This is a genomic window from Lacticaseibacillus sp. 53-4 (assembly GCF_016861805.1).
GTDB lineage: Bacteria > Bacillota > Bacilli > Lactobacillales > Lactobacillaceae > Lacticaseibacillus.
Genome location: NZ_BOLT01000002.1, coordinates 96,189 through 109,507, shown reverse-complemented (window position 1 = coordinate 109,507; position 13,319 = coordinate 96,189). Strand labels below are relative to the sequence as shown.

The window sequence follows — 13,319 nt, the reverse complement described above, 5'->3', positions numbered from 1 at the left end:
GAAAGAGAGGATCATTTCATCATGAAAGGCATTATCTTGGCTGGAGGGTCTGGAACTCGTCTTTACCCGATTACCAGAGCCATCTCGAAACAGCTGATTCCAATCTACGATAAACCGATGATCTATTATCCAATGTCCACCCTCATGTTGGCAGGCATCAAGGACATCATGCTCATCTCGACCACGAAAGATCTGCCGCGGTTTGAGGAATTATTCGGCGACGGTCACGAGCTTGGCCTGAATCTGAGCTATAAGATTCAAGAGCATCCGAACGGCCTGGCCGAAGCATTCATCTTGGCTGCCGATTTTATTGGCGATGATTCTGTCTGCTTGATTCTCGGGGACAACGTCTTCTACGGCGGTGGCTTGTCCAAGATGCTGCAGCGTGCTGCGGCCAAGGAGAAGGGTGCCACAGTCTTCGGCTATCATGTTAATGATCCTGAGCGGTTTGGCGTGGTCGACTTTGACGACCACATGCACGCGAAGTCAATTATTGAAAAGCCTGAGCATCCGGCATCAAATTACGCTGTGACTGGCCTGTACTTCTACGATAATGACGTCGTTGAGATTGCAAAGCACATCAAGCCTTCTGCCCGCGGCGAGCTTGAGATCACTGACATCAATCAGGAATACCTGCGCCGCGGTGAACTCGACGTCGAGCTGATGGGTCGCGGCTTTGCCTGGCTTGATACTGGCACTCACGAGTCACTCCAGACCGCCTCGGCGTTTATCGCATCGATTCAGCACCGGCAGAATCTGCAAATCTCGAATCTGGAAGAAATTGCCTACCGGATGGGCTACATCTCGATCGAGCAGGTCGAAAAGCTGGCTCAACCGCTGAAGAAGACGGAGTACGGTCAGTATCTATTGCAATTGGTTAAGCAGGAGGAGCACAAATGAGTTTGAAAGTCATTCCCACGAAGCTGAAAGACGTCAAGATCGTTGAAACGGACGTTTTCGGTGATAACCGGGGCTTTTTTACTGAAACTTGGACGCGTGATAAGTTTGTTGCGGCAGGCATCACGACAGACTTCAATCAAGACAATCAGAGCTTGTCCGCTGAGCCCGGGGTGTTGCGGGGGATGCATTATCAAAAGGCCCCTTACGCACAGACCAAGTTAGTCCGCGTCGTCACTGGCGTGGTAGAGGATGTCTTGGTAGACATCCGTAAGGGCTCGCCAACTTATGGGCAGTGGGAAGGTTATATTCTTTCCGAGTTTAATCACCGTCAGCTGTTTGTGCCAAAAGGCTTTGCACATGGCTTCATCACGCTCACGCCGAACGTCAATTTCTGCTATAAAGTTGAGGGCGTGTATGCGCCGGAAGCCGACCGTGGGATCGCGTTTGATGATCCTGATATCGGCATTCAGTGGCCGATGCCGACGACGCATCTGATCATGTCGGAAAAAGATACCAAGCACCCACAGCTCAAGGATGCCGAAAACAACTTCGTATACGGGGAGATTTAATTATGAAACTTATGGTTACAGGTGGAGCCGGCTTCATCGGTTCAAATTTTGTCCGCTATGTGTACAACAATCATCCTGATGTTCAGATCACGGTGCTGGATAAGCTGACATACGCCGGCAACAAGGCCAACATTGAAGACCTTCTGGGTGACCGCGTGCAGCTGGTAGTTGGCGATATCTGTGATGCGCCACTGGTTGACAAGTTGATGAGTCAGGTTGATACCTGCGTTCACTTCGCTGCCGAAAGCCACAACGACAATTCGCTGATCGATCCAAGTCCGTTCCTTCACTCAAACGTGGTCGGCACGTACACGCTCCTGGAAGCTGCCCGCAAGTACGACATTCGCTTCCATCATGTCTCCACAGATGAAGTTTATGGCGATCTGCCGCTGCGGGAAGACCTGCCCGGCCACGGCGAGGGTAAAGGCGAAAAGTTCACGACTCAGAGTCGCTACAATCCTTCCAGTCCATATTCCTCGACCAAGGCTGCGTCCGACATGCTGGTTCACGGCTGGACCCGTTCCTTTAAGGTTCGCGCAACCATCTCGAATTGCTCGAACAACTATGGGCCATATCAGCACATTGAGAAGTTCATTCCGCGTCAGATCACGAATATCCTGAGTGGAATCACGCCGAAGCTTTACGGGACTGGGAAGAACGTTCGTGACTGGATCCACACGGAGGACCACTCACGGGCCATCTGGACCATTTTGACCAAGGGCAAAATTGGTGAAACCTATCTGATCGGCGCTAACGGTGAGCAGGACAACAAGACGGTCTTAGAGCTGATTCTTAAGCTGATGGGCAAGTCGCCTGACGACTATGAGCAAGTGAAGGATCGTCCCGGTCACGATTTGCGGTATGCGATCGATTCAACCAAGCTGCGCACTGAGCTTGGCTGGGAGCCTCAGTTTACCGACTTCGAGTCTGGTTTGAAGCACACCATCGACTGGTACACGGCACACGAGGACTGGTGGCAAGCTGAAAAGGCGGCAGTTGAAGCCAAGTATGCCAAGCAGGGTCAATAATCGGAAAAAATAAAGCGAAGCGCCAGTCGCTTCGTTTTTGTGTGATAACACGGAGATGAAATTTGATGAAGAAGATTTTAATTACCGGCGCTAACGGTCAATTGGGCACTGAGTTGCGTCACATGTTGGATGGCCGTGGCATTACTTACCGGGCGACTGACACCAAGGAATTAGATATTACCGATGCGCAGGCAGTCAATGCGTATTTCGCGGATTATAAACCAGATATCGTCTACCACTGCGCCGCTTACACGGCAGTTGACAAGGCGGAAGACGAGGGCAAGGAGATTGACGAGCTGGTCAATGCCAAGGGGACTGAGAACATGGCAAAGGCCGCCGGTGCCAATGGCGCAACCCTCATTTATATCAGCACTGATTACGTCTTTGATGGCGACAGCAATGAGCTGTACACCGTTGACCACAAGCCCGCGCCGCGCAATGAATACGGCCGGACCAAATATGAGGGCGAGCAGGCTGTTCAAAAGTACGCCAACAAGTATTACATTATTCGCACGTCTTGGGTGTTCGGCGAATATGGCCACAACTTTGTCTACACGATGCTGAACTTGGCCAAGACCCATGACAAACTGACCGTTGTGAATGATCAGTTTGGCCGGCCATCCTGGACTAAGACGTTGGCTGAGTTCATGCTGTTTGCGGTCGATCAGAACCTTGAGTATGGCATCTACCACCTGTCAAACGAGAACAGCTGCAATTGGTATGAATTTGCCAAGGAAATTCTTAAGGACACGAATACCGAAGTAGTGCCAGTCACAAGTGCTGAGTATCCGCAGAAGGCATGGCGGCCTCGGCACTCGATCTTGGACTTGAGCAAGACTGAAGCAACAGGGTTTAAGATGCAGACTTGGCAAGACGCGCTGGCAGAGTTTATGGCGCAGATATCAAAAAGGTAACTTTGTTTTTCGGCAAAATCTGCGGCAGGCATCTGCGCAGGTAAGAGAATAGGGAGTTCATGTTGTTGAGGTAGGGACTGCTCGCTGTTAACTATTGTTTCGGCGCCATCAGAGATGATTGGCCATCTACACGTGGGGATCGTAATGGAAAAAATTGCTGTATTAATACCATGCTTTAACGAAGCACTGACCATTGAGAAGGTGGTCCATGACTTTACCAAAGCTTTACCAACGGCACAAATCTATGTCTATGACAACAACTCGACAGACAACACTGCTGAGCTTGCTGCGGACGCGGAGGCCATTGTTCGCGTTGAGCCACGGCAAGGCAAGGGGTTTGCTGTCCGGCAGATGTTTTTTGATATTGATGCGGATCTTTACCTGATGGTTGATGGCGATGACACTTATCCCGCAGAGGCGGCGCCTAAGTTACTTGCCCCGCTGCGGGATGGGGTGGCAGATATGACCATTGGTGATCGTCTGACTAACGGCACCTATACCGAAGAGAATAAGCGGCCATTTCACAACCTAGGCAATAACTTGGTGAAAAACTCGATCAACCTTCTTTACCACAGTGGAATTCAAGACGTGATGACGGGGTACCGGGGGTTTAGCAGAGTATTTGTCGAGAGTCTGCCTGTGACTAGTGATGGCTTCCAGATTGAGACCGAGTTTACGATTCATGCAGTTGATAAGCGGTTCAGACTGGTCGAGATTCCAATCGACTACCGGGATCGGCCTGAGGGTAGCAACTCTAAGCTGAACACTTTTTCTGATGGCCTAAAAGTATTGGCCACAATTTTGCGGATGTTCCGTGACTCAAAGCCGATGTTGTTTTTCGGTATTCTGGCTGCAATTTTATTCGTGATTGGTTTGGCCATCGGCGTTCCGGTAATCTCCGAATTTGTTGAAACTGGCTACATTACAAAGATGCCATCCGCTGTCTTGGCAACTGGTGTGATGATGTTTTGCCTGATGATTTTAATCACTGGCATTATCTTGGACACTTTTGTCCGGTCCGAGCGGAAGAACTTCGAGCTGAACTTGCACCGAATTTATGACGAGGAGCGAAAGCGGCGGGCGCTGTCATCGCAGGTCCGGAACCAAGCCAACGAGGGAGAATGACCCATGAAACATCAGATATTTAAAAATGTTGGTATTTATGCGACGCTCATCGTCGGGCTGTTTGTCGCTTTAGTGATTGTTTATGTGCCTTCGAACGGGCGCATCAATGCTCACATGCCGAATACAGAGCAAGTGTGGCAAAACGAGGGTACGTATCCGGTCCTGAATACTAGGGATTCGGGCAGTCGACTGGACAGCTTTACAGATAGAATCATGATTTCAGAGACCGTAAAAAGTCATAACAATCCGGTCTATAGTGCCATGGATTCAAACGGCTACGCTCGCTATTGGCACGGCTATTTGCTGTGGCTGCGCCCGTTACTGATGTTTATGAGTTACGGTTCCGTCAGAGAACTTTATGCAGTAATCGTGCTCTTATTGGTCGTCTTGAACGGGTATATGATTGCCAAACGGTTGGATCTCTTTGCAGCCGTAGCCTTCGGGATTGCGCTTGCCTTTCAACGTTTCTTCGCGATTTCGATCAACATGCAGTTCGCTAACGTGTTCATCATCTGCTTAGTAGCGAATCTGATTGTTTTGAGTGTTGACGATGATCATTATCAGAAGTGGCATCCATTCCTCTTTTTCCTAATTGTCGGGACTGTGACTAATTTTGTCGATCTCCTCACTGCGCCGATGATTACCCTTGGGGTACCGCTCATGATCATGATTTACCGCGATTTCGTTAGTGATAAGGCACAAACTTTCCAAAAGCGTTTGGTTCAGTTTCTGGTCTCGTGCCTAGGGTGGGGCATTGGCTATGGTGTGACCTGGTTTCTCAAGTGGCTATTCGCGAGCTTTGTCACTGGCCGGAACGTGATTCAGGAGGCGTTGACCGAGGTGCTTTTCCGGTCAGGCGGGGTTGGCAGAGGCGGACAATTTCCAGTGCATCGGGTAGCCATGCTAAAGTCAAATCTTACTTTTGAATTTAGCTCGGGAAATAAACTCATTATGGCCTTGGTAATACTGGTTAGTTTGGCCTGCCTGGTGGTCGCGGTTTCGCACACCCGTCGCTTGCGGATCCCGTGGCAAGAAATCGGCTTATTTGTTGTTGGAGCGTCGCTTCCGATTATTTGGTTTATGGTACTCGCCAATCATTCCGAAATTCATGTCTGGTTTACGTATCGTGAGTTAATGATTTTAACATTTGCACTATTGCTAGCAGATGCGGCACTACTGAATTGTAATCTAGCCACTTCTGAAAATAGTCTTTCTGACAGCACTGACCCTGGTAAACGTAGGGCAGAGGACTTCCGCAGCTAGGAGCCTGAAGCAAACCTAGATGATTTCTCGGATTCCAGTCGTTACTGAAGTAGAGGAGCAAAGTTGTGACAAAGCGTACTATGCGTGCCATTTTTCAAGTCATCGTGATTGCTGTTGCTGCCATGCTGTTGGTACTTCCGCAGCTTTTTCGCCATGGAATCATCTTGGGTAGTGATATCTCCTTTCATTATCTCCGCTTTTATGATACCTATATGCAGATGAAAACTGGCCACTTTAACTTTATTCAATCCTTATTTGGTTTTAGCCAGTCTGGCAGAATCGTCAATGCCTTGTATGGCTCTGGATTTGCATACTTTGCTGGCTTGATTCTACTACTGGTCCAAAATTGGTTTAGATTCCAGGTCCTCATGGGATTTTTATGTGAGTTTTTTGCTGGCATGTCGATGCTCTTCCTGATGCATCAGCTAATGGTTCGCAACTGGATTCGGACAATCATGGCACTACTTTATATGAGCTCTTTTGTCGTTGACACTTGGGTACTGAATCAGTCCTTTACTGGCTGGGGAGCGGTATTTTTGCCGCTTGCACTTGCGTCAGGGGTAAGGGCGTTGAGGGATAAACAGGCGCACTTTAATCCGCTGATCTTGGGCCTTTCCATCAGTTTGCTATTCATGACCCACTTAGTTTCGACCATGCTTGCAGTCGTCGCCCTTTTCTTACTTTTTGGGGTTGCATTGTTCGTCACCAATGACAAACTCGCTTTGCTGAAGAACCTTGGCGTGGCCGTCGCGGCTTTTGCATTACTTTCCAGTTTCAATCTTTTTACCTTTTTGTCGGTTGAAACCGGCAACACGCTTTTCACACCTTGGAAAAATCTGGCAATGTTAGATGCGACGTCGTATCTCTCGCTAGGCGATAACGGGATGAGCGCCATTGGGTTAATCTATTCTGGACTATTTTTATTGCAAATTAGCGTCGTCTTCACTTCCTGGCGTAAGCGTACGGTGCAAGAAAGAACGTTGACATCGGTTGGCTTGCTTTTCTTAGTTTTGTCTTCGCGACTCGTGCCCTGGGACGATCTGGCAATGCACTTCAGCGGTATTGCAGCCTTCCAGTTTCCGCTAAGATTAGTCGTAGTTGCCTATGTGCTACTGCTTGCAGGGTTTGGACTAACTTTGGAGGGGTATTTGAATACCCAGCGTCCTGACGAAGAAACGATTCGTGCTCTTGTTTGGACAGTTTCATTGCTAGCTGTTTTCAGCGCAATGAATCAAGTTGATGCTAGCGCCAGATACTGGCGGACGAGCACGCCGGCCGCGGCTGGAGATAATGGCTCGATTCTTAAGACCAAAGATCCAGCCGCTTTGCGTGCCGCTTTTTCTAGCCCAGACTTGGTGGACGGACTGAACTTGGTAATGAAGGCGGCGCCAGATTATTTACCTGTGTCAAATCACCAAGCACCCGACTCTGTTCTTGGTTATCAGTTGTACGCTGCGCAGGTGCTAAATAATCGTTTGCCGCTTTCTAAGAAGGTGACCGGAGACTCCGAATTGGCTCTTAGCTGGAAGACCTCTAGTACCAAGGAAGCTCAACTGCCAGTTATTGTTTATCGTCACTCCACAGTCATGCTAAACGGACAGGCAATAGCTGTCTCTGACATTAGGACGAGCGACATTGGGGCGCTTAAAGTGAAACCACGAAAGGGGCAGAACAGGGTTGTTGTAGGATATGATCTGTCTGGTCTAGGAAAAGGATTAATTTGGGTTCAAGGAATCAGTTGGATAATGCTGATCTTGGGGATGTTCATTGCCATGGTTCGCAGAATGAAAACAAGGCGGGCAGACTCGGAACTGGCAGATGAGTGACACATGAATGTCCTAGTTTGAACGCTTTTATAAGATTTTTTTCAAGAAAAACACACTAAGCACTGGGGCAAAACACAAATTGTTCTGCTCAGTACTTGGCGTGTAATAATCAATGCTTTATCAGGCAGGTACCGGTAGGCTACGCTTCAGCCATGATTTGTAAGGTATGCCTGAGGCCGCATGCGATATTTGTTTGTGCGTGCCAGCCTAACTGTTCCAGCTTGCGCGGGTTTAGCAGGGCCTTAGTGGCCTTACTGAAGCCCGCTTTTTCGGTCTCACCAGGCAGGTCAAAAACGACTTTGGTTCCAGCAAAGGCGGCGATAGTTTCGGCCAGCTGCTTGAGAGTGACATTAGACGCCGGGTCAGCAATATTGTAAGCTTCACCGTTTTGACCCTTTATCAGTACTGTGAGCAGTCCAGAAACCGCATCAGCGACATAGGTGAACGAGTAGTCTTGAGTACCTGTACTTTTGAGGATAATGTCTTGTTTAGCTAGTCCATTTTCAATAAATTGCGCGATCACTTTAGAATCAGACGCGCGCATGGTCGGGCCGTAGCTTCGGGTCAACCGTGGCACCACGATGTCGAGGCCTTTTTGTTGTTTGTACGCCTGGCATAGGGCTTCACCAGCGCGTTTACTTTCCGGATATCCGGCTCGCAGGGTGTTGGAGTTAATGTACCCACAGTAATCTTCATCGAATAGTTCCACGTCGCCGCGGTTTTCCCCATAAATCTCGTTGGAAGAGGCGAAAGCAAAGCGCGCGGCCTGATGAGCAACCGCAAATTCCAGCATGTTCTGCGTTCCAATGATGTTGGCTGTGATTGTGCCGATGGGATCGGTCGCGTATGCCCGGGGATGGGTGTTGCTGGCCAAATGCAGAACATAGTTGATTTGGCCCAAGTTCAGGTCGGTCATAGGCTGATTGACGTCATGGCTAATGAATGTAAATAGTGGCTCCTCCCAGTAGGCTCCGAAACTCGACTTGGCGTGGGCTTCACTTCGACCTAGCGCATAGACGTGAAGGTTTAATGCAGCACTGCGATTTTTTTGCATCAGGACATCGACCAGAAAACTGCCAATCATACCGCTCGCGCCGGTGATCAAAATCGATTTATTTGCTAATTGATCCCAAGGTAACGATATGTCAGCAACCTGCTGGACGTCCTGACGGTAAAGTGGGTGGTCAATCATAAGAGCCTCCTATTTCAACCAGGTATCCTTGTCTAAGTTCAAATAGGCCTTGAACATCTCAAGGTTCTCCTTGGTGGTCAATTTGATGTTCATGTCGGAACCGGCTGCGAAGTGCAACTTTTCGCCCAGCTGAACCATCATCGTGTTGGTATAGTTAGAGCCATCTACCCCGATGTTCTTTTCAAAGGCCTCATGATAACGTTCGTCCAAAGTCTTGAACTTGTATGCTTGCGGCGTTGATACCCGCCGCAGAGTCTCGCGGGGGATGTACTGAGTCGTTGTACTCGGGTCATCCTTGGCGATTACGAAAATCTGTTCATTATAAGGCATCGAGCTCACAGCGTTGCCATATTGCTGGCATTTGACGATGACATCAGTCAGCACTTCATCATCAACGAGGGGCCGCACGCCGTCATGGATAATAATCGTATCTTCTGCGGAGGCTTTATCCTCGAGATTGAATACACCATTGCGAATCGACTCCTGGCCGCTATTGCCACCGGTGACAATCCATTTCAACTTGGTGATGTTGAACTGTTTAGCATAGGCTTGCACGACATTTTGCCAGCCGTCAATGCATACGACTTCGATAGCATCAATTTGTGGATGCTTCTGAAAGCTCTCTAAGGTATAGATAAGTACCGGTTTGTCGTAAACGTTAATGAATTGCTTTGGGATCTCTTGGCCCATGCGATGACCTGAGCCCCCGGCGATGATGACTGCGATATTCACGTGATGACCTCCTGAATTGTGGTGAGACAATCGTTTAACGCTTATCATTATACCCTACATTCTGGTCTGATTCTTGATGTTCAATGGCTTAGCGCGTGGCTTGATTGAACGTAATCGTGTTAGCTCATAAATCTAAATGATATTCTGGTACTCTCTTTTGCTTTATTGCGTGTTAACGATCAGTGATGAGCGGGTAATAGGTCATACGTTGGTTGTTTTACTTGCCTCATATTGCAGCCACTCCTGCTGCTTCTCCTCTAAACTGCGCGGTGCCTCCGGTAACAGTTCCACCGGCCGCCCCACTCTCAGCCAATATTCCCTGAAATTTTCCAGCGGCACCAGCAGCTCTGCCCGCTGGTATTGATTCTTGATCATTTTGCGCTCGACGCGCGGATCGAGCGCGGTCGCGACAAATATTTTTTGGACGCCGCCCCGAGGTGAGCGGCTGGGTCTGGTCCGCCATTCGGTATGACTTCTGCCACTCACGGTGTGCATGATGTGGGTTGGATCTTTGAGGATATAGGCAGTCTTGCTGTGAGCCAGTAAGTCCTTTGCGGCCCGCCGCCGCATCGCAAGCTGTTTGTCATGGACCACTGCCAGCTCCTCGAGCCAAACGTGCCGTTCGTGGGTAAAAATGCGGTTCTCCTCGTTTTGCAGCGTGTTAAGCCCAATTTTTCCCGCGAGATACTGGTTGCGAAGATCCTTCACCTTGGCTAACTTTTCATCGCGTTTCAGCATGCCAGTCCAAAATTTTTTAAGTTGGTTTCGGTCAAGCGTCGCGATGCGCTGCCGCACTTGTTGGACGATCCGTTGCTGCGAGGCACGCGTGACGTGAATCGCCGCGACTTGGCCCGATAACCGGACGCGTTGGCCTAGGCTCCAAACGGTTTTGGTCTTGGCGAGCGCCTCAGTGAATTCGACACTGATGGGCTGGCTTGGCAGCGTCAGCGGGGTACCGCCCTGCGTCCAAAACTGATCGACGTACAACACAAGCAAGGGCAGCCGCACAGTATCCCCAGCAGGGTCAATCATGTACCGATTAAACCCGTTCATGACCCAACCTTCGACTTGAAGATAGCCTCCTGCATCCGTCATCATGATCACTTCCTTCATTTTGATGGCGCCAGTGTACACCCGGTTCTATCAAAATGAAAAAAATATGCTTGAGATGATTTTAACAATCTGCATGGGTGATCTTGTCCAAAATATAAAACGCCTGTCTTGCCATAATAAAGTCATGAAACCGAATAGTCTTGTGAATTTTTCCTCAAAATAATTTACAAAACTTTGACAATAAAATTGTTGACAGCGGTTACAGTATCATGCTATCCTGATTTCGGATGATGGGAGGGCGAGGTAGGAACAACCTTGTCAGAGTTACCCGGAAACTCCCTGGCGATCCGACCTGCACTTTAGGGTTGACCAGGCATGCTGAGCCTTCAGATCTGTTAGGCTATGAAGACTGCGTTAGAAGCGCAGGGTCCTTCCAGGACGCATGACAGGATGCTGCTATCACTTTCCTAACTTAATAAAGCGACTCAAAGCGGCGACGCAGCGAGGATAGCAGGCAGGGGCAACCCTGCAACAAAGGCCACCAGGGTTAAACCTGGTGGCAGGGGACACCATTTCGCAAGAGGTGGTGTCCTTAGTGTGTTCTAAATTCGTTAGACGACAAAAAGGCTTTTGAGGCACAACGCGCTTCAAAAGCCTTTCGTATGGTTATATTAGACTTTTAATCAAAACGGCGACTAGTGCCAAGGCAAATAACACGGTGACTATGCCCAAGGCTCGCCGGATTGGACGGCTTTTGACTAGACAACCAGTGGCGACAGTCAATACAAGAAGCAAGAACAGCGCAAGAAGAGCAGAGGTCGTCAGACTCATCGACTCACCACCTAAGCCAGCGCGTGAAGCGTGAAGACGGTACGGCGCTCAAACGCGGCGCCAGGCATCAGCGTGAACAGCGGGGTGGTCGGGTAGATCGCGACCGCAGCGTGAGGGGCGCCGGTGATGCCGTTGAAGTAGTGCGCGGCGCTGAGGTCGGCATAGGAGTCGACAGTCAGGCCTTTGGCTTCAGTGGACACGGTCAGCGCCCAGTCCTTCGCTGTCAGGGAGGCTTGCGTCGCTTCGGCGGTCAGGGTGCGCTCGGGCAGCGGCACGGGTTCCGCGTCGAGGCGCAGGTGCTGGTCCATCACACTCTGGGCGGGGTCGCCGGTCAGCGCAAAGGCAACGTTCAGCCGCGGGCGGATCTTGATCTGCGTGTCAGTTTCGATGTGCCAGTCGACGGTCCAGCGGTTGCGGTTGTCCAGCGTGTGGACAATGCTGACGCGGCGGCTGCCAGGCAGGCCATCCTGATGGTCACCCAACTCGAGGGTGAACTTGACTGACACATGGTCATCTTCCTGCTCGGTCTCGGCGTCCCAGTTGTAGTTCTGCCAGCCGGTGCGACCAGAGTCGGGCGGCAGCTCAGGACTTTCGCCTTGCACCGGACCGATCACAGCGCCGAAGTGGCCAGGGTCTTCCGCGTAGTCTTGGAAGGTGATGAAGCCGATGGTCAGGTTGGGGTCGAACTGGTCGCGGTTGGGCAGGCGGACCTGCTGAACCCGCGCGCCGAAGGTCAAAAAATTCAGGGTCATGTGGTGATCATTTTGCAGTGAGTACTGCATGACATTTTCCGAGCCTAGCCGGTAGAATACTTTGGAGGAGATTTTCACAAGAGAGCGCTTCCTTTCGTCTATCCCTCAATGGTAACGGACTGCAGAGGCAGTTTCAATGAAAATTGCGCCGCGCCGGGCAAGGTCTTCTGGTAATATTGAGGGAGTGCATCAGGAAAGGTGATTTCATTGAAACGACTTGTTCAAGGCCTCCGCGCATTTTTCCACCGCTTATACTGGCTGCTGACCCTCGGCTTCGCGCTTGCTTTGGTCTACGCATTTTTCGGGCGCAAGTATCTGACGCAGTGGCGCGGCTACTTCGACTTGGCCAGCTTCATTTTTATTGTAGCGTGGGTCGCGGTCAACGCGATGATGCTCTACCATCACCACTTCCAGTTCCGCGACCTGCAGATGGAGGAGGTGGACCAGATGGACGGCGAGGAGTTCGAACGCTTCTGCGTCTACCTGCTGCGGCGCAACGGTTTTAAGCGCCTGAAAACCACCAAGGCCTCGGGCGATCAGGGCATCGACATTATTGGCACGAAGAAAAAGAAAACCGTGGGCTTTCAGTGCAAGCGGTACGAGGGTCAGGTCGGCAACAAAGCCGTGCAGGAGGCCTACTCCGGGCACAGCTTTTACGAGTGTGATGAGGCTGCGGTCATCACAAACTCTGACTTCACCGACGCCGCCAAGGAGCTGGCCGACCAGCTTGACGTGATGCTGATCGACCGGCCGCACCTCAAGCGCCTGATGCGTCGCCTGCCAAGCTGAAGTTCAGTTGATGACGAGCACGCCGGCGACCTGTTGGGTGCCAAACAGCGGCCGCTTGCCGGCTTTTTCCTGGACATAAAGGTAGCGGGTGCGCAGGCCCGGCTGGTCCAGCAGCACGGCCAGCTCCCACAGGTGGCGCGGGTGGCCTGAGGACTTGGGCACGAGGATCGCTTGGCGCTCCTCGTTGGCGTCCGCCGTCAAGATTTTATCAAAATTGCTTTGAACGCCGTCGGCCCGCAACTGGACCGGCGTTTTTTTATCTTGGTCGGCCATCAAGGCCAGCAGATCGATCACACGCATAACGCCGCCTCCGTTTCCTCTCCATTCTACCTGAAGGCGGCCATT

The 13,319-nt window shown here is 50.7% G+C and carries 13 protein-coding genes; 8 read left to right on the top strand and 5 right to left on the bottom strand.

Features of this window, described 5'->3' with window-relative positions; all coding sequences use genetic code 11:
- Positions 1–21: 21 nt before the first annotated feature.
- From rfbA to JUF21_RS01405, 7 genes are all read left to right on the top strand, one after another.
- Complete coding sequence (gene rfbA / locus JUF21_RS01435; RefSeq protein ID WP_203662644.1) at positions 22–900, top strand: glucose-1-phosphate thymidylyltransferase RfbA; 879 nt, start codon at positions 22–24, stop codon at positions 898–900.
- A complete protein-coding gene (gene rfbC, locus JUF21_RS01430; RefSeq protein WP_203662642.1) occupies positions 897–1,469 on the top strand; it encodes a dTDP-4-dehydrorhamnose 3,5-epimerase in 573 nt (190 codons plus the stop codon). Before rfbA ends, rfbC begins: the two co-directional genes overlap by 4 nt.
- 2 nt (positions 1,470–1,471) lie before the next feature.
- Positions 1,472–2,497, top strand: coding sequence for a dTDP-glucose 4,6-dehydratase (rfbB, locus tag JUF21_RS01425; protein ID WP_203662641.1), 1,026 nt, complete (start codon positions 1,472–1,474; stop codon positions 2,495–2,497).
- Between the two features lie 65 nt (positions 2,498–2,562).
- Positions 2,563–3,411 carry a dTDP-4-dehydrorhamnose reductase gene (rfbD, locus tag JUF21_RS01420; RefSeq protein WP_203662639.1) on the top strand — a complete coding sequence of 283 codons (849 nt, stop codon included), beginning with the start codon at positions 2,563–2,565 and terminating at the stop codon, positions 3,409–3,411.
- A gap of 144 nt (positions 3,412–3,555) precedes the next feature.
- Entirely contained in the window at positions 3,556–4,536 is a 981-nt protein-coding gene (locus JUF21_RS01415) for a glycosyltransferase family 2 protein (RefSeq protein ID WP_203662637.1), read from the top strand.
- A 3-nt stretch (positions 4,537–4,539) separates the two neighbouring features.
- A complete protein-coding gene (locus tag JUF21_RS01410) occupies positions 4,540–5,799 on the top strand; it encodes a hypothetical protein (RefSeq protein WP_203662635.1) in 1,260 nt (419 codons plus the stop codon).
- A gap of 65 nt (positions 5,800–5,864) precedes the next feature.
- Positions 5,865–7,625: a hypothetical protein gene (locus JUF21_RS01405; RefSeq protein ID WP_203662634.1), complete on the top strand. Its 1,761-nt coding sequence runs from the start codon at positions 5,865–5,867 to the stop codon at positions 7,623–7,625.
- Between the two features lie 139 nt (positions 7,626–7,764).
- Here JUF21_RS01405 and JUF21_RS01400 read toward each other — a convergent pair whose 3' ends face one another.
- The 4 genes from JUF21_RS01400 to JUF21_RS01385 form a co-directional block, all read right to left on the bottom strand.
- Positions 7,765–8,817, bottom strand: a complete 1,053-nt coding sequence (locus tag JUF21_RS01400) for an NAD-dependent epimerase/dehydratase family protein (protein ID WP_203662632.1) — start codon at positions 8,815–8,817, stop codon at positions 7,765–7,767.
- A 9-nt stretch (positions 8,818–8,826) separates the two neighbouring features.
- Positions 8,827–9,549, bottom strand: coding sequence for a 2-C-methyl-D-erythritol 4-phosphate cytidylyltransferase (locus tag JUF21_RS01395; RefSeq protein ID WP_203662630.1), 723 nt, complete (start codon positions 9,547–9,549; stop codon positions 8,827–8,829).
- A 201-nt stretch (positions 9,550–9,750) separates the two neighbouring features.
- Positions 9,751–10,662, bottom strand: a complete 912-nt coding sequence (locus JUF21_RS01390) for a hypothetical protein (RefSeq protein ID WP_203662629.1) — start codon at positions 10,660–10,662, stop codon at positions 9,751–9,753.
- A gap of 782 nt (positions 10,663–11,444) precedes the next feature.
- Positions 11,445–12,263, bottom strand: a complete 819-nt coding sequence (locus JUF21_RS01385) for an aldose epimerase (RefSeq protein ID WP_203624009.1) — start codon at positions 12,261–12,263, stop codon at positions 11,445–11,447.
- 129 nt (positions 12,264–12,392) lie between these two features.
- On the opposite strand from JUF21_RS01385, the gene JUF21_RS01380 reads away from it, so the two are divergent.
- Entirely contained in the window at positions 12,393–12,974 is a 582-nt protein-coding gene (locus tag JUF21_RS01380; RefSeq protein WP_374706423.1) for a restriction endonuclease, read from the top strand.
- 3 nt (positions 12,975–12,977) lie between these two features.
- Here the strand turns inward: JUF21_RS01380 and JUF21_RS01375 are convergent, their stop codons facing one another.
- On the bottom strand, positions 12,978–13,274 hold the full coding sequence (locus JUF21_RS01375) for a hypothetical protein (RefSeq protein WP_203624010.1): 297 nt from the start codon (positions 13,272–13,274) through the stop codon (positions 12,978–12,980).
- Positions 13,275–13,319: the final 45 nt, after the last annotated feature.